Annotated in this window: 13 protein-coding genes; all 13 read left to right on the top strand. The window is 70.9% G+C overall.

Features of this window, described 5'->3' with window-relative positions; all coding sequences use genetic code 11:
* Positions 1–13: 13 nt before the first annotated feature.
* Complete coding sequence (locus ABT061_RS03780; RefSeq protein WP_350912308.1) at positions 14–1,408, top strand: sulfatase family protein; 1,395 nt, start codon at positions 14–16, stop codon at positions 1,406–1,408.
* Between the two features lie 94 nt (positions 1,409–1,502).
* On the top strand, positions 1,503–2,441 hold the full coding sequence (locus ABT061_RS03775) for a formylglycine-generating enzyme family protein (protein WP_350912306.1): 939 nt from the start codon (positions 1,503–1,505) through the stop codon (positions 2,439–2,441).
* Between the two features lie 187 nt (positions 2,442–2,628).
* Positions 2,629–3,513 carry a hypothetical protein gene (locus ABT061_RS03770; protein ID WP_350912304.1) on the top strand — a complete coding sequence of 295 codons (885 nt, stop codon included), beginning with the start codon at positions 2,629–2,631 and terminating at the stop codon, positions 3,511–3,513.
* On the top strand, positions 3,510–3,887 hold the full coding sequence (locus ABT061_RS03765; RefSeq protein ID WP_350912302.1) for a GntR family transcriptional regulator: 378 nt from the start codon (positions 3,510–3,512) through the stop codon (positions 3,885–3,887). The genes ABT061_RS03770 and ABT061_RS03765 overlap by 4 nt, the downstream gene beginning before the upstream one ends.
* 289 nt (positions 3,888–4,176) lie before the next feature.
* Positions 4,177–4,974: a DeoR/GlpR family DNA-binding transcription regulator gene (locus tag ABT061_RS03760; RefSeq protein WP_350912300.1), complete on the top strand. Its 798-nt coding sequence runs from the start codon at positions 4,177–4,179 to the stop codon at positions 4,972–4,974.
* A gap of 103 nt (positions 4,975–5,077) precedes the next feature.
* Positions 5,078–6,625 carry an amino acid permease gene (locus tag ABT061_RS03755; RefSeq protein WP_350912298.1) on the top strand — a complete coding sequence of 516 codons (1,548 nt, stop codon included), beginning with the start codon at positions 5,078–5,080 and terminating at the stop codon, positions 6,623–6,625.
* On the top strand, positions 6,622–8,055 hold the full coding sequence (locus ABT061_RS03750; protein WP_350912296.1) for an FGGY family carbohydrate kinase: 1,434 nt from the start codon (positions 6,622–6,624) through the stop codon (positions 8,053–8,055). Before ABT061_RS03755 ends, ABT061_RS03750 begins: the two co-directional genes overlap by 4 nt.
* Complete coding sequence (locus tag ABT061_RS03745) at positions 8,052–9,470, top strand: NAD(P)/FAD-dependent oxidoreductase (RefSeq protein ID WP_350912294.1); 1,419 nt, start codon at positions 8,052–8,054, stop codon at positions 9,468–9,470. Before ABT061_RS03750 ends, ABT061_RS03745 begins: the two co-directional genes overlap by 4 nt.
* Positions 9,467–10,726 (top strand): NAD(P)/FAD-dependent oxidoreductase, encoded by a 1,260-nt coding sequence (locus ABT061_RS03740; protein ID WP_350912292.1) that lies wholly within the window; start codon positions 9,467–9,469, stop codon positions 10,724–10,726. Before ABT061_RS03745 ends, ABT061_RS03740 begins: the two co-directional genes overlap by 4 nt.
* Before the next feature lie 226 nt (positions 10,727–10,952).
* Positions 10,953–13,079: a winged helix-turn-helix domain-containing protein gene (locus ABT061_RS03735; protein WP_350912290.1), complete on the top strand. Its 2,127-nt coding sequence runs from the start codon at positions 10,953–10,955 to the stop codon at positions 13,077–13,079.
* 109 nt (positions 13,080–13,188) lie between these two features.
* A complete protein-coding gene (locus ABT061_RS03730) occupies positions 13,189–14,670 on the top strand; it encodes an amidase (RefSeq protein WP_350912288.1) in 1,482 nt (493 codons plus the stop codon).
* 151 nt (positions 14,671–14,821) lie between these two features.
* Positions 14,822–15,787 (top strand): D-isomer specific 2-hydroxyacid dehydrogenase family protein, encoded by a 966-nt coding sequence (locus ABT061_RS03725; protein ID WP_350912286.1) that lies wholly within the window; start codon positions 14,822–14,824, stop codon positions 15,785–15,787.
* An 84-nt stretch (positions 15,788–15,871) separates the two neighbouring features.
* Entirely contained in the window at positions 15,872–17,569 is a 1,698-nt protein-coding gene (locus ABT061_RS03720) for a serine/threonine-protein kinase (protein ID WP_350912284.1), read from the top strand.
* The last annotated feature ends 89 nt before the right edge of the window (positions 17,570–17,658 follow it).

Genomic DNA, 17,658 nt, shown 5'->3' with positions numbered 1-17,658 from the left:
GCTAGGAGGACCAGTGCGTCCCAATGTCCTCGTCGTCTTCCTCGACGACCACGCCTCGTGGGCGCTGGGCTGTTACGGCAACTCGGAGGTGCAGACCCCGACGCTGGACTACCTGGCCGCCACCGGTGTGCGGATGGAGAACTCCTTCACCCCCACCCCGGTCTGCTCCCCCGGGCGCGCGGCCTTCCTGACCGGGAGGCTCTCCTCGCAGCACGGGGTGCACGACTACCTCAACGTGTGGGACCCGGAGGTGGACCGGCGCAACTGGATCGCCGACGAGCTGACCCTGCCGGAGATCCTGCGTGATCACGGGTACACCACGGGGCTGGCCGGCAAGTGGCACCTGGGCAGGTCGTTCGAGCGCGCCCCCGGTTTCGACTTCTGGTACGAGGTCGCCGACGAGCGCACGCACACCGAGCACCTCGACAGCCCCTGGGAGCACTCGCCCGCCTTCCGCGGCGGCTACAACCGGCACGGCGTCACCGACCGGGCGATCGACTTCCTGCGCGCCCGCGACGAGGAGAAGCCGTTCTTCCTGCACGTCGGCTATGTCGGCACGCACAGCCCGTGGGAGGGCCGCCCCGAGCGGCACGTGTCCCGCTACCGGCAGAGCACCTTCGCCGACGTTCCGGACGAGGCCAGCTACCCCTTCGGGCGGATGGCCTCGGAGTCGCTGATGCCGAGCCGCAGGAACCGGCGGGAGGCGCTGGCCCAGTACTACGCCTCGGCCTCGGAGGTGGACGAACAGGTCGGCCGGCTCGTCGACGAGCTGGAGACCCAGGGCCTGCGCGAGAACACGCTGATCGTCTACACCTCCGACCACGGCCTGAACATGGGTCACCACGGCATCTGGGGCAAGGGAAACGGCACCAAGCCGTACAACATGGTGGAGGAATCCATCCGGGTGCCGCTCATCCTGAACCGGCCGGGCGCGCTGCTCGGCGACCAGTCCAGGTCCGAGATGGTCACCCACTGCGACCTGTTCCGCACCATCCTCGACCACACCGGCGTCGCGCTGCCCGCCGAGACGCTCGCCGAGCGCAACTACCCGGGCCGCAGCTTCGCACCGCTGCTGGCCGGGGGGCACGTGGCCGAGTGGCCCGAGGAGGTGTACGGCGAGTACGGGAACCTGCGGATGATCCGCACCCGGACCCACAAGCTCACCCTGCGCTACCCCGGCGGCCCCGCCGAGCTGATCGACCTGGTCGCCGATCCGCGCGAGACGGTCAACCTCTACGCGGACCCCCGGCACGCGGATCTCGTCGCCGACCTGACCGGGCGGGTGGAGAGGTACTTCGGCCGGTACGAGGACCCGGTGAACTCCGGGCTCCGGGTCACCGAGCTTCCCCAGCACAACACGGAAGAGGTCTGGCGTTTCCCGGACACCGACAGCACCTGGTGGGAATGATCTCTCTCCCACCGGACGCCGTCGAGGGGTGGTCCCGTCTGCCCGGGGCCACCCCCTTGGCTTCATCGATCGAGACACCGCAGGGAGGAACGCGATGAGCGGACACTGCTGCGCGCCCGGCCGTAGCGGAGACGAGGACGGCCGTGAACCGCGGCCGGTGGCCGTCGCCCCCGCGCCCCGGCGGCCGAGCGGGCTCATCCGGCTGGACGGCGGCGCGTTCCGGATGGGGACCGACGACGCCGAGGGGTTCCCCGCCGACGGGGAGGGGCCGATCAGGACCGTGACGGTGCGGCCCTTCCTGCTGGCGCGCACCGCGGTGACCAACGCGCAGTTCGCGGCGTTCGTGAAGGCGACCGGATACGTCACGGACGCCGAGCGGTTCAACTGGTCCTACGTCTTCCACCTGCTGGTCGCGCCGGACCTCCGGAGGCGGGCGCCCTCCCCGGCCGAGACTCCCTGGTGGCTGGTGATCGAGGGCACCAGCTGGCAGGCGCCCCAGGGTCCCGGCAGCACGATCAACGGCCGGCAGGACCACCCGGTGGTGCACGTCTCCTGGCGGGACGCGGCGGCCTACTGTGCCTGGGCGGGCGGCAGGCTGCCGACCGAGGCCGAGTGGGAGTACGCCGCTCGGGGTGGCCTGGACCAGGCACGATACCCGTGGGGCGACGAGCTGACCCCGCGCGGGCAGCACCGCTGCAACATCTGGCAGGGCCGCTTCCCCACGCACAACACCGGAGCGGACGGCCATCTCGGCACCGCGCCGGTGAAGTCGTACCGGCCCAACGGCTACGGCCTGCACAACATGGTCGGCAACGCCTGGGAGTGGTGCGCGGACTGGTTCGGCACCGACCATCTCTCCCGGCCGCTTGAGGATCCTCGCGGACCCGAGACCGGAACCTCGCGGGTGATACGGGGCGGCTCCTACCTGTGCCACGACTCCTACTGCAACCGCTACCGGGTCGCCGCCCGGAGCTCCAACACCCCGGACAGCAGCTCGGGCAACACCGGCTTCCGCCTCGCCGCCGACCTCTGACCAGGGACCTCGGGCGCGGCCCCGCCAGCTTCGGACTCGCGGCTTCGGACTCGCGGGCGACCTCTGACCGGAGGTCTCAGACCCGGGATCGACCCCTCCGAGCGGAACGGCGACTTGTATCAATGATTTGATACAAGCGAACAGGGCGTGCGACTATTTGTATCGCTTTGTTGATACAAGGAGTCGCATGTCCATCGGTATCCCGTTCATCGCCCTGATCCTCCTGACTCTCGCGGTCGTGCTCATCTCCGTGCTGGTGTCCATGGCACGGACCGTACGACTGCCGGTCGATGACGGCCTTCGCGCACTGCGGACCACCGCGCGGCGGGCCCTGCTGGCCAGGGTCATCGGCCTGGTGGCCGGAATCGTCGCCGCCGGACTGATCGCCGACACCGGCGCCCTCGGGCGCGGACCGATGCTCGCCGCCCCGGTCCTGGGACTCTGCCTCATCCTGGGCACCCTCGCCGGAGAGCTCGCCGCCAAGCCTCCCGGCGGCCCGATCCGGGACGCGTCACTGGAGACCCGGAGGATTCGCCACTACCTGCCCAGGTTCTCCACGTCGCTGGCCGCCACACTGTCGGTGATCACTGTCGGGCTGCTGACCGTCACCGTCGCCACGGCGAGCGCCGATGATCTGGGCCGGCCCGGGCGGACCCTGTCCACCTTCAGCCCGGACGGCATGGTTCGCCAGTCGACCAGCCCGTGGCCCGGCTGGTTCTACGCATGGCCGATCCTGGCCGCGCTGGCGGTCGCGCTGGTGCTCTCCGCCCTGGTGCTGCACCGCATCGTCCGGCGTGGCCGCCCAGGCCTCGATCCGGCCACCAGGGCGGTGGACGAAGCACAGCGTGCCCACTCCGCACGGGTCGTCACCGCGGCCTACGGGCTCTGCGTGGCACTGCCGTTGAGCGGCATCGCGTTGATCGCCGCCGGCACCGTCAAGAACAGCGCCTACCTTCCCGACTGGAGTATGACCGCGCCCCCCGCCCTCGTCGGGGTCGCGTTCCTGGCCGCAGGTTCGGCGATCTGGTATCTCGCCGAGCTGCTCTCCTCGCCTAAAGTCAAGGTTTCATGATCAAGGTTGATGTCACCAGCCCCTCACCCCCCTACGAGCAGGTCCGCGCGCAGCTCGCCGAACTGATCGGCTGCGGGGTTCTGGAGGCGGGCGCCCGGCTGCCGCCAGTGCGCCAGCTCGCGGCCGACCTCGGACTGGCCGCGGGAACGGTGGCCCGGGCCTACAAGGAGCTCGAACAGTCCGGTCACGTCACCGCGAAGCGCGGCGACGGCACCCGCGTACTTCCCCAGTCCAAGCCCTGGGTGGCGCGGGCCGACCTGATCCGGCGGCACGCCTCCGTCTATCTCGCCGAGGTGATCAGGCTCGGCGGATCAGCCGAAGAGGCACTCGCCGCGCTGCGGGAGGCCGCCGGGGATCCCACGATCCCCACCTAGGCCCTGTCGTCCGGGGCCGTCGAGATGGCACAGATGGATGGGCGACGAGATTCCGGACCGCACTCCCGACCGGCGCTGCCGGAGAGCGACCTCGGTGCCCGCGGATGACCGGGAACGCCCGGGGCGGTCACCCGGCGAGAGGCTCCCAAGGGCTTACGGTCCGCTTATGAGCCGAGGTCAGCGGGCTCCACATCGCCCGCCGGCAGACGGAACCCTCGGTAAAGGTTTCCAACCCGATAGCGCAATGCATTGACGCGATAACCACACCAAAGCATAATTCCCCTCATGCATGCACAAACTTCCACAGAAGTGGGCAGTCGTGCTGCCCGCTGAGCGGCATGCGCGCATCGGGGAGGCACTGCGGATCTCCCGCGTCGTCAGCACCGACGACCTCGCGCACGAGCTCGGCGTGTCAGCGGAGACGATCCGCCGTGACTTCGTGGCGCTTGAGCGCCAGGGGAGGCTGTCGCGCGTGCACGGGGGCGCGACCATCACGCTCGGGCAGGCCGCCGGCGAGGAGGCCCCCTTCGCCGAACGCACCGGGACCGCCGCGGACGCCAAGACGCGCATCGGCCGTGCCGCCGCCGGGCTGGTGCACCCCGGCCAGACCGTGGTGATCGACGTGGGAACCACCGCCGTCCAGGTCGCCCGTGCCCTGCCGCTCGACTTCACCGGGACCGTGGCCACCTGTTCCCTGCTGGTCGCGGCGGAACTCTCCGAGCGGCCCGGCATCGAGGTCCTCGTCTGCGGGGGCAGGCTGCGCGGCGGAGACCTCGCGCTCTCGAACTCGGTGGCCCAGGCGTTCTTCGCGGACCTCAACCCGGACGTCGCGTTCCTCGGGTCGGGCGGCGTCGACGCCGCGGCCGGCCTGACCGACTACTACCTGGACGAGATCGCGGTCCGGAAGATCATCCTCAGGAACGCGACGCGTTCGTACGTACTCGCCGACTCAAGCAAGTTCGGCCTGGTCGCCCGGCACCGGGTCGCCGAGCTGGACGAGCTCGGCGGTCTCATCACCGAGGCGGAACCCCCCTCCGGCATCCAGGACGCGATCACCCGCGGGGGCGGGGTGATGGTGCTCTCTTGAACGTTCTCCACCGTCGAAGGAGCCGGGCGGCGCGGCAACGCCACCCGGCTCGGACCAGCACGCCGATGCACCATCTGACAGGAAACACAGGAGTTGTAGGTCCATGACCCAGTATTCACCACCCGCGCCGGGCAATCAGGAGAGCGGCGCAAGTGTTGCGGAATTCGGCTACAAGCAGGCGATGAAGCGCGGCACCGGGCGTTTCGCCTCGTTCGCCGTGGCATTCGCCTTCGTCTCGATCGCCACCGGCATTTTCACCACCTACGGCTCGGTGCTGAACACCTCGGGCCCCGCGGGCATCTGGACCTGGCCGATCGTGATCATCGGTCAGCTCGCCGTCGCGTTCATCTTCGGTTCGCTGGCCGCGCGCATCCCGGTGACCGGATACTCCTACCAGTGGATGTCCCGGCTGGCGAACCCCGTGCTCGGCTGGATCATCGGCTGGGTCTCGTTCTCGTTCCTCGCGGTCGTGGTCGTGGCGGTGGACTACACCATCGCCTCCACCGTGATGCCGGTGCTGCTCGGCTACGAGGGCACCGCGCTGAACGCCTGGGTGATCACCGGTGTGGTCATCATGTGCCAGGCGCTGCTGGTCGGGCTCTCCACCAAGTGGACCGAGCGGGTCAACAACTTCGCCGTGACGGCGGAGCTGATCGGCATGATCGCCCTCGTCCTGCTGCTGCTGATCGTGGGTTTCATCGCCAAGGAGGTCAACTTCGCCAACCTGTTCAGCACCGGCGCCATCCCGTCCGAGGGCTACCTCAGCATGGGCACGCTCACCTCGGCCGGTCCGTGGATGCTGGGCTTCCTGCTCGGCGCGTTCACGATCGTCGGTTTCGAGTCGGCGGCCAACCTCGCCGAGGAGACCAAGGACCCGGCCCGGGTCGTCCCCCGCGCCATGTGGCAGGCGGTTCTCGCCTCCGGTGTGCTCGGCTTCCTGTTCCTCGTCGCCGTCACCCTGCTCGCCGGCGACCCGGTCGAGCTGGCCAAGTCGGGAACCCCGGTCGCGGACGTGATCAGCCGGTCGCTCGGCCCCGTGGTGGGTACGGCGCTGCTCGTGCTGGTGGTCATCGCGATCTTCGCCTGCGGCATGGTGATCCTGATGACCGGCGTGCGGCTGGTCTGGGCGATGTCCCGCGACCAGCGCTTCCCCGGCTGGCAGGGTCTGCACAAGGTCTCCCCGCGCTTCGGCACCCCGCTGAACGCCACCGTCTTCATGTTCGTCATCGGCGAGCTGATCCTGGCGGTCTTCTCCACCCGGACCGACGCCCTCTTCGGCCTGTTCGCCGCCGCCACCCTGCTGCCGGCGATCATCTACACCGGAACCGTCATCATGTACGTGGTCAAGCGGAAGTCGCTGCCGCCGAGCAAGGGGTTCGACCTGGGCCGCTGGGAGATCCCGGTGATCGTCGTCGCGCTGATCTGGCTCGCGTTCGAGCTGCTGCTCTTCCGGGACGCCTCGTTCGTGGAGCCGTGGGTCTACGTGCTCATCATGCTCGCCATCGGCGCCGTGTACTTCGCCTACCTGCTGTTCACCAAGGGCACGAAGGGCCTGGTGATGCCGGACATGCACTCCATCGACGCGGAGCTGACCGCCGATGCCGCGGGGGCGGCCAAGGGCAGGCGCACGGAGGGGACCCACCGGCGGTGACCACGGTACTGGCGATAGACCAGGGAACATCCGGCACCAAGGCGATCGTCGTCGACGCCCGCGGCGAGGTGCTCGGCCTCGCCGAGGTCCCGGTCCGCCCCACCTACCTGCCCGGAGGCGGAGTCGAGCAGAACCCCAGGGAACTGCTCGACTCGGTACTCAATGCCGGCCGCCAGGCCGTCGCGCGGGCCGGGGTGCGGATCGACGCCGTCACGCTGGCGAACCAGGGCGAGACCGTCCTGGCGTGGGACCCCGTCACGGGCGAGCCCCTCTCGGCCGCCATCGTCTGGCAGGATCGCCGCTCGGAGGGCGTCTGCGCGGAGCTGGAGGAGTTCAAGGACCGGATCGCCGCGACCACCGGGCTGATCCTGGACCCGTACTTCTCCGCCCCGAAGATGGCCTGGCTGCGCCGGAACGTGACGGGCGAAGGGGTGGTCACCACCTCCGACTCCTGGATCATCCACCATCTGACCGGGGAGTTCGTCACGGACGTCGCCACGGCCAGCCGGTCGCTGGTCACCCGGCTCGACGACGCCGAGTGGGACCCGGAACTGCTGGAGCTGTTCGGGCTCGGCACCGAGCGCCTGCCGCGCATCGTCTCCTGTGACGAGGTGGTCGGCCACACCTCCGCGTTCGGCGGGAACGTCCCCGTCGGCGGGCTCGTGGTCGACCAGCAGGCCGCCCTGCTCGCCGAGAACTGCCTGAACTCCGGAGAGGCGAAGTGCACCTTCGGCACCGGCGCGTTCCTGCTGGCCAACACCGGCACCTCCGCCGTGCGCTCCACCGCCCACCTGGCCGCCTCGGTCGCCTGGCGGGTCCGGGGGGAGACCTCGTACTGCTTCGACGGCCAGGTCTACACGGCCGCCTCCGCCGTACGGTGGATCCAGGATCTCGGCTTCATCCGTAGCGCCGCGGACCTGGACGTGGTCGCGGCGGCGGACGCCGAGGGGGTGCTGTGCGTGCCGGCGCTGGCCGGCCTGGCGGCCCCCTGGTGGCGTCCCGACGCCAAGGCCTCGTTCTCCGGGCTGACCCTCTCCACCGGTTCCGGGCACCTCGTGCTCGCCGTACTGCAGGGGATCGCGGCGCAGGTCGCCGAGCTCGGCGACCTCGTCGCCGCCGACCTCGGGCAGCCGCTGACCCGGCTGCGGGTGGACGGCGGGCTCACCCGGAGCAGGGTCCTCATGCAGGCGGTCGCCGACCTGATGCGGATCCGGATCGACGTCTACCCCTCCCAGCACGCCACCCCGATGGGGGCGGTGGCGCTGGCCCGCGCCTCGCTCGACCCGTCGCTCTCCCTCGCGGACGCGGTCCACCCGTGGGAGCCCAGCACGACCTACGAACCCCGATGGTCTGCCGATCAGGCGGCCGACTTCCGCTCCCGCTGGGCGGAGGCGGTCAACGCCACCCTGACGCGGGAGGGAACACGATGAACACCACGTTCGACGTGGCGGTGATCGGTGCCGGCATCGTCGGCTCGGCCATCGCCAGGAAGCTGGCCGGCTACGAGCTGAGCGTCGCGCTGCTCGACGCGCGCGACGACGTCGGTGACGGTACGAGCAAGGCGAACACCGCCATCCTGCACACCGGTTTCGACGCCAAGCCCGGCACCCTCGAATCCCGGCTGGTCGGTGAGGGCTACCACCTGCTGTCGGAGTACGCCGAGCTGACCGGCATCCCGGTCGAGCACACCGGGGCGCTGCTGGTGGCCTGGACCGCCGAGGAGCTCGACGCGCTGCCGGGCCTGCGCCGGAAGGCGGAGCAGAACGGGTACGGCAAGACGGAGATCGTCGGTCCCGAGGAGGTGTACCGGCAACTTCCCCACCTCGGGGAAGGCGCCCTGGGCGGCCTGACCGTTCCCGACGAGTCGATCATCTGCACCTGGACCACCAACCTCGCCCTGGCCACGGACGCGGTCGGCCGCGGCGTGACGCTGCTGCTGAACCGGGCGGTCACCTCGGTCGAGGACCTCGGCGACCGCACGGTGCTGCGCGCTTCCGGCGGGGATGTGCACGCCCGCTGGGTGGTCAACGCGGCCGGGCTCGGCGCCGACGTCATCGACCGGCTGTTCGGCCACGACCGTTTCACGGTCACGCCGCGCCGCGGCGAGCTGCTGGTCTACGACAAGCTCGCCCGCCCGATGGTCAACAAGATCATTCTGCCGGTGCCCAGCTCGCGCGGCAAGGGCGTGCTGATCAGCCCCACCGTCTACGGCAACGTGCTGCTCGGTCCCACCGCCGAGGACCTCGTCGACCGCACCGACACCGGGACCTCGGAGCGGGGATTCGAGTTCCTGCTGGGCAAGGGCGAGAAGCTGATGCCCGACCTGCTGCTTGAGGAGGTCACCGCGACCTACGCGGGCCTGCGCGCGGCGAGCGACCACCCCGACTACCTCATCGAGGCCGACGCCGGGCGGCGCTACGTGCTGGTCGGCGGGATCCGCTCGACCGGCCTGACCGCCGGCATCGCCATCGCCGAGCACGTCGCCGACCTCGTCCGCGACGCCGGGCTGGCGCTCGTACCACGGGAGAACCTGCCGGAGCCGCCCCGCATGCCCAACCTCGGGGAGGCGTTCACCCGCCCGTACCAGGACGCCGCCCGGATCACCGCCGACCCCGCCTACGGCAGGGTGGTCTGCTTCTGCGAGCGAGTGACCGCCGGCGAGATCCGCGACACCTTCCGGTCACCGATCCCACCGGCCACCCTGGAGGGGCTGCGCCGCCGCACCCGGGCGATGAACGGGCGCTGCCAGGGGTTCTTCTGCGGCGCCGAGATCAAGAAGCTGCTGGAGAGCAGGGGCGAGAGTGCCTGCGAGCAGCGCCACGCACCGCTGGAGGCCGGCCGATGACACCCGGCGACATCACCACCCTCACCCCTGCCGTCGTCATCATCGGCGCCGGCCCCTCCGGGCTGAGCGCCGCCCGTGAACTCGCGCCGAGGATCAACGGTGACGTCCTCGTCCTCGACCGGGAGAGCACGGCCGGAGGCATCCCCCGGCACAGCGACCATCCCGGCTACGGGATCAGGGACATGCGGCGCTTCATGAGCGGTCCCGCCTACGCCAGGAGGCTCGTCCGGCAGGCCGAGGCCGCCGGTGCGAAGATCCTGACGAACGCCACCGTGACGAACTGGGCCGGTGACCGGACGATCGAGGCCACCACCCCGCGGGGCCGCATCCGCGTCGAGGCGCGGGCCGTCATCCTGGCGACCGGTGCCCGGGAGCGCCCACGACCGGCCCGTCTCATCCCCGGAGACCGCGCCCACGGCGTCTACACCACCGGACACCTGCAGAATCTCGTCCACCTGCAGCACGGGAAGGTCGGCAGGAGGGCCGTCGTCGTCGGCGCCGAGCTGGTCAGCTGGTCGGCCGCGCTGACCCTGCGCGAGGCCGGTTGCCGGACCGTCCTGATGACCACCGAGTATCCCCGACCGGACTCCTACTCCCTGTTCAGCATCCCCGGCAGGATCCTCTTCCGTACCAGGGTCGCCACCCGCACCCGGGTGACGAAGGTCATCGGCCGGCCGGAACTGCGGGCCGTCGAGATCGAGGACCTCGACACCGGCGCCAGGCGGGTCGTCGAGTGCGACACGCTCGTCCTCACCGGCGACTGGATCCCCGACCACGAGCTGGTACGCGCGGCGGGGATCACCATGGACCCCGGCACGAACGGCCCGCTGGTCGACAACGCGCTACGCACCGACAGGCCGGGCGTGTTCGCCGTGGGCAACCTGCTCCACCCGGTCGACACCGCGGACATCGCGGCGATCGACGGCGCCCATGTCGCGCGCTCCGTCATCGCCTGGTTGCACGGCAGGAGCGCGCCGGCCGAGCAGGTGCGTCTCGTCGCCGACGCGCCCTTCCGCTGGGTGGCGCCGGAGATCTTCCGTCCAGGGGATCCGGCCCCGGCCCGTCGCCGCCTGCTGCTGTGGAGCGACCGCTACATCCCGTTCCCCCGGATCGTCCTCCGGCAGGAGGGAAAGGTCATCGCACGGAAGCGGCTGTGGTGGCCGGCGGCCCCCGGCCGGGTGTTCCGCGTCCCGACGAGCGTCCTGGCCACGATCGATCCAGGCGCGGGTCCCGTGCACATAGGCGTGGATGCCTGACGAGCTCTCGGGGGTGATCGCCGGGTGAGTGGGCGGCAGGTTCCAGACGGCTTTCGCCGGAGCTCTGATCAGGTTGCCCGCCACCGGTAGCACATCCGTAGACTGAGGAACCGATGGACATCCGCGCAGCACGGAGCACGCTGGTCCGGCTCGACGTGTCACGGGCCGGCCACGTCGGTGTCCTCGGCGGGCAGCCGGAATATGCCCGGGACGACGTGCTCCCGCCGTGGATTCGGAGGTCCTCCTGACCGGACCTCTCGAACGCGCACGCCTGGTCCGTCATCTCGAAGAGCAGGTGAGCACGCACGCACTGACGGTCATCGCCGCCGGACCCGCCTGGGGCAAGACGACGCTCCTCGACCAGTGGGGAGCCCGCCAAGGCGAGCGTGTGCTCCGTGTCGCGTTCGAACCCGGGTCACCACCCGCCGAAGTCTGGCGCCGGGCCCTGGGCCTGGCCGGGACGTCCGACCCTGCGTCGCCGGCCGACTGGCGATCGGTGCCACAGGCTCTCGCCCACCGCGAGCCGCCATGGGTCATCGTGCTGGAGGACCTGGACCACGTCCGAGACGCGGAGCTCGTCTCGGACGTGGTCCACCTTGCCGCGGAGACACCCGCGCACCTGAGGCTGATCGTGACCAGCCGTTCCCACCGCGGCCTCCCCCTGGCGGGCCTGCGAGCGCGAGGCCGGGTCGCGACCATCCGGCCCCACCGTCTCCGCTTCGATCCGGCCGAGGCCGACGCCGTGGTGCGGAGCCATGGACTCGACCCCGATCGCGGCCCGGCCGCCGACCACATGCCCCGGCTTCGCGGGTGGCCGGGACTGTACGCACTCCTCGCGACCGTGTCCGTCGACGACGGAGTCACCGCGCCCCGCCTGACCGGACAGCACCGGTACGTCCTCGACTGGGTCGGCTCCGAGATCCTGCCGGGGCTGGATCCGCCGGCAAGGGAATTCCTCCTCGACACGGCGGTCCTGGACCGTATCTGCGTCTCGCTCGCGGACGCGGTCACCGGCCGAGCCGACGCGTTGACCACGCTGGACAGCCTCGACCGCGACAACGAGCTCCTCGAGCCCCAGGACAAGCACGGGATCTGGTGGTCGATACCCCCGGTCCTGCGCGAGTCCCTCGAACGACTGGCCCTGCTTGAAGGCAGGGACGTAAGGGGAGCACACCGGCGCGCTGCCGACTGGCTCCTGCGTCATCGCCTGCGTGAGCAGGCGATCAGTCACCTGATCGCCTGTGAGGACTGGCCCCGGGCCTGCGCCGAGATCCTCGACGGGTACTGGACAGCGATCAGCGACGGCCGCATCGGCACCGTACTCTCATGGTTCGCACGCATTCCTTCCCACGTCATGGATGGCGACGCACGCCTGTTCATCGCCCTTGCTTCAGCGCTCCTGCTCTCCGATCGCCTCGACGACGTCGAAACGATGCTGAGACGCGCGTCGGCGGCTCCCGTGGACGGTCCCTTCTCCGACGGACTGCCCTCCAGAGAGGCCGGCCTGGCCCTCGGTGAGGCAACCGTCTCCCTCATGCGCGGCGATCTCGGCAGGGCCAGGGACAGCGCTCTCACGGCACGCTCCCTCATGACACCCGAACAGGCGGTCCAGTACGCGAACGTCGTGGTCGTCATCGCCGGAGCCGCGTTCTACGAGACCCGCGCGCAGGATGCCCGGCTGCTCCTTCGACGCGCGGTCTCGCTGGCCGAGTCGGCATCGAGCCCGGTCGCGGGCGCGGCGGCCGCCGCCCTGATCGCTCGGATGTACGCCGAAACAGGTGACCTGGGAGTGGCCGCCGAGCACTGCCTCCGCGCAGAACGTCTCATGTCGCGGAGCCGAGCGGCCGCCCCGTCCGCCAGACGCATGCTTCTGATGGCAAGGGCCACGCTCGCACACCGCCGCGGACTTCTCCACGAAGCGGCCGCCGCCTATGAGAAGGTCCACACCCTGAGCATCGCCGCCGGTGACCGGCTGTCCGCCGTGGACGCCGCGGTCTGCCGGGCGGTGGTTGAGCTCCACCGTTCCGACAGAGCATCGGCGACCTCATGGCTGGAACGTTCGGAACAGGAGTTCGAATCCTGCCCTGATCCTGGTGTCCGCCTGACAGACCTCGTGGCTCGCACCCGACGTCTCGCAGCCGGGGAACCGTCGGCGCGGCCCTCGGGGCTCACCGTGCGTCAGGAGTCGGTCATGCACCTCGTGGAGGCCGGCATGACCGACGCGCAGATCGCTCTCCGGCTGAGCATCAGCGAGCGCACCGTCCATGCTCACCTGCGAGCGATCTACAGCAAGCTCGGGGTCCGTTCCCGGTCGACGGCCGTCGATGCCTACCGGCTCCTGACGACTGCCTAGGCAGCCGTCAGCGATACGTCGTAACGCCTTGTGCGCGGTCGCGGCACTCAGGAGGGTGGCTGCGAACGCGGCTCACGACCCATTGGGCCGCTCGTCATGAGGAGCAGACATGGACGAGCCGACCTGGCTTGACGCCACCGGACAGGCCGACCTGGTACGGCGGGGAGAGATCAGCGCCACCGAGCTCGTCGACCACGCCATCGCGCGCATCGACGAACTCAATCCCACGATCAACGCCGTCATCCACACCTCGTACGACACGGCGCGCAAAGCCGCCGCCGACCTTGCCCGCGACGCGCCGTTCGCCGGGGTCCCGTTCCTCGTCAAGGATCTCTTCCAGCAGTCCGCCGGCGATCCGTACCACTACGGGACCAGGTTTCTGCGGGACCTCGACTGGCGCGGGTCCAGGGACACGTGGATGGTCTCGCGGTTGCGTGAGGCGGGCTTCATGCTCCTGGGGCGCACGAACACACCCGAGATCGGGGCGTGGACGACCACGGAGCCGGACTCGTACGGCCCCACCAGGAACCCGTGGGACACGAGCCGGTCTCCCGGGGGGTCGAGTGGCGGCTCCGCGGCAGCGGTCGCCTCCGGCATGGTCTCGGCCGCCCACGCCAACGACGGCGGCGGGTCGGTCCGCATCCCGTCGAGTGCGTGTGGGCTGGTCGGCCTCAAGCCGACGCGCGGCAGGATCTCCCTCGGTCCCGAGCTGGGCGAGGCATGGGCGGGCTTCACCCACGAGTCGGCCGTGACCCGCTCCGTGCGCGACATCGCAGGAATCCTCGACGCCGTCGGAGGGATGGCGCCGGGAGACCCCTACACCGCTCCTCGTCCGTACCGTCCCTACCGAGAGGAGGTCGGCGCGGATCCGGGCACCCTGCGCGTCGGGCTTCTCGCCACGCATCCGACCACCGAACTGGACCAGGAGGTGGTCGACGCCGTTCAGGCTGCCGGGCACCTGCTGGAGAACCTGGGCCACGTCGTCGAGGAGGCGCACCCCGAGGCGCTCTTCCAGCCGGCGGAGGAGGCCCAGATCCTGATGCCGGTCTTCCAGGCTCTGGATCTGCACCTCTGGGGGAAGGCCATCGGCCGCCCCATCACGGCCGACGACCTCGACCAGGACAACTGGGCGCTCGCCGAGCTCGGCAAGGACATCCCGGCGACGACGTACCTGGAGGGCCTCCATGCCCTGCACGCATGGTGCCGGCGGATGGCCGGGTGGTGGAACCCCTCGGACCAGATCGGACGCGGAGGCGGAGGCGGGTACGACCTTCTCCTCACGCCGACCCTCCCCAAGCTGCCCGCACCACTGGGTGAACTGCGGCCCGTTCCCGGTGCGCCACTCGCCGGATTCATGAAGTCCGGCGAGTACGTCGGCTTCACCGCGCCTTTCAACGCGACGGGCCAGCCGGCGATCTCCCTGCCGACGCACTGGAGCGCGGAGGGCCTCCCGGTCGGGATTCAGCTCGTGGCCCCGTATGGCCGTGAGGACTTCCTCATTCGGGTCGCGGCTCAGATCGAGGAAGCCCTCCCCTGGTCGCACCGGCGACCCCGGATCTCGGCATCGACCTCGACGGACACGCGGCCGTGAACGAATCGCCCAAGCGGCCGCAGACCGACCAACTGGCGGGCATCCCGCGGCGCACCTGTTCGTACGGGGACCGACTCCCGCATCCCACCGGGAGGTGACCGGCGAGGCCGGACAGTTCGCCGACCTGCGGTTTACCTACAAAATGGTGTTTATGGAAGCCCGAATCGCGATAGCCCCGTCCCCGGAGGCGGGGGCGGCCTACGACCGTCCCAACTCCCCCGACCTCGACCGCCTGCGTCTCAGGGTCGAGGAGGCCGTGTCCGGCGGCGGTGGCGTCAATGCCCCGCTCGCCGAGGCGGACGGCCTGGTGTGGCTCATCCCCGGTGAGCCGGAACTGCTCCGCTCGGCTCTGGACGCCCACCCCCGGATCAACTGGGTGCAGTTCCCCTGGGCGGGGGTGGAGAGATTCACCGCGTCCGGCGTGCTCGACCGGCCGGTGGCCTTCAGCTGCGCCAAGGGGTCGTTCGCCGGGCAGGTCGGCGAGCACGCGCTCATGCTGATGCTGGCCTGCCTGCGCAACCTCGTCCGGCAGGCGCGCACCCCCCGCTGGTGTTCGGTCGATCCCGGCTCCCTGCACGGCCGGCGGGTGACGATCCTCGGCGGCGGCGGTATAGCGACCGAGCTCATCCGGCTCCTGCGGCCGTTCGGGTGCCGGATCCGGGTGATCCGCCGCCGGGCGGAGAGCATCGAGGGCGCCGAGCAGACGCTGCCGCCCGAGGCCCTGCCCGCCGTGCTTCCGGAGACCGACATCCTGGTGCTGGCCCTCGCCCTGACGCCGGAGACGACCCACGTCATCGGTGCCACCGAGCTGGCCCTGCTGCCGGCGCACGCCGTCGTCGTCAACGTCGCCCGCGGCGCGCACATCCAGACCGACGCGCTCGTCGAGGCCCTCCGCGCCGGGACGATCTCCGCCGCCGGGCTGGACGTGACGGACCCGGAACCGCTCCCCGAGGGGCACCCGCTCTGGGCCGAGGACCGGGTGCTCATCACCTCGCACTGCGCCGACTCCGCCGAGTACGTCACCCGGATGTTCTGCGAGCGGGTCGAGCGGAACGTACGCAACCTGCGGGCGGGCCTTCCGCTGGAGGGGGTCATCGATCCCGCCGCGGGATACTGACGGGCTCCGCGATCGGCTGCGTCCCGGACCGCGGAACCGGTATCGCGGTGGATCGGGGGCGAGGAAAGCGATAGGTTCGCCCGCATGCCGGAAGAGCCGTCACGCGTGCTGGCAGGCCGGTACCTCCTGCGGGCCCCTCTCGGGGAAGGCGGCATGGGCGTCGTCTGGCGGGCCAGGGACGAGCTGCTCCACCAGACCGTCGCGGTCAAGGAGATGCGGCCACCCGCCGGGCTGCCCGCCGAGGACCGCGAGCGACTGCTGCTGCGGACGCTCCGCGAGGCCCGTACCGCGGCGACGCTGAGGGGCCACCCCGGCATCGTCACCGTCTACGACGTGGTCGAGGAGGACGGCCGTCCGTGGATCGTCATGGAGCTGGTCGAGGGACCGTCCATGGCGGAGGTGCTCAGGGCGGAGGGGCGGCTGGCCGAGGCCAGGGTCGCGGAGATCGGGCTGCGGGTGATCTCCGCGTTGGCCGCGGCGGAGGCGGCGGGGATCGTGCACCGCGACGTCAAGCCCGCCAACATCCTGCTCAGGGGCGACCGGGCCGTGCTGACCGACTTCGGGATCGCGGCGGCGGTCCACGACACCACGGATCTGACCGGTGCCGGGCAGTTGCTCGGCACGATCCCCTACCTCGCGCCGGAACAGCTCGGCGGCGAGCGCGCCTCGGCCGCCTCCGACCTGTGGGCGACGGGCGTGACGCTGTACGAGGCCGTGGAGGGCCGCAGGCCGTTCGAGCGGGAGAGCCCGATGGCCACGATCGCGGCGATCATCAACCGCCCGGCGGCGCCGACCCGGTACGCGGACCGGCTCGGCCCGGTCATCGAGGGCCTGCTCAGGAAGGATCCCGCCGAGCGGCTGACGGCCGGCCAGGCCGAGGCGCTGCTCGCGCCGGTGGCCGCCGGAGCCGCACCGGACCGGGTGAACGCGCGTTCGCCGGAGGACGGACGTTCCTGGCAGATCCCGGGTCCGACCGGGTACGCCGGACCCGCCTGGCAGGCCCCGAGTCCGGCCGAAGACGGCGGACGGGCCCAGGGCGCCGCCCCGGCCGGGACCGGGCCGACCTCTTCGAGCGATCATGCCCGGTCCGGCGCCTCCCGGCGGCCTCGCCCCCAGGTGATGGTGGCCGCGGGAGCAGCTGTGCTGGCGGTCGCCGTGGCCGCCGCGGTGATCTGGGGAGTCCAGGGCGGCTCCGCCACGCCGGAGAGCGCCGGAACGCCCGGTCCCGGCGCAGGTTCGACGGCCCCCACGGGCTCCGGTGGTGAATCCGGCCAGAACCCGCCGTCCTCCCCGGTACCTGACTCGCTGCCGCGCGGCTTCACACTCCACAAGGATTCCCGTGGATTCTCCATCGCGGTGCCCGACGGCTGGACCAAGGACGAGGCCGAGGATCAGGTGAGCTGGAGCCGGCCGGAAAGCTCGATCCTCTCCTCGTCCTCCTGGTACCTGGGAGCCTTCGCGAACCTCGGCCGGAAGGAGACCCGGACCCCTGCCGCCATCCTCGACGAGCTGCGCGACGCGCTCAGGAAGGACACGTTCGCGCCCGACTCCTACCGGGAACTCGTCCGGCGCCCGATCTCCGTCGCCGGGGGCGACGGTGCCGAGCTGGAGTTCGGCTTCGCGCACAAGGACGCGTCGGGCATGCCCTTCCGGCTGTACGCCCGATGCGTCATCCGTGACTCCGGCGGCGTCGGGATGTTCTGGTTCTTCGCACCCGCCGGGCAGTGGGCCGAGGCCAGCGGGCACGTCGACACGTTCGTGGAGACCTTCCGGCTCAACTAGGTCCTGTCCTGCGGTGTGTCGCCCCCGCGCTGCCCGGCTCGCGGAGATGGCGCAGGTAGGCCGCCGTGACCGGGAGAACGGTCCCGCGA

Source organism: Streptosporangium sp. NPDC002544, from assembly GCF_040295965.1.
Lineage (GTDB): Bacteria > Actinomycetota > Actinomycetes > Streptosporangiales > Streptosporangiaceae > Streptosporangium.
Note: the sequence above shows the minus strand (reverse complement) of the source record. Positions and strands in the feature narration are given on the sequence as shown.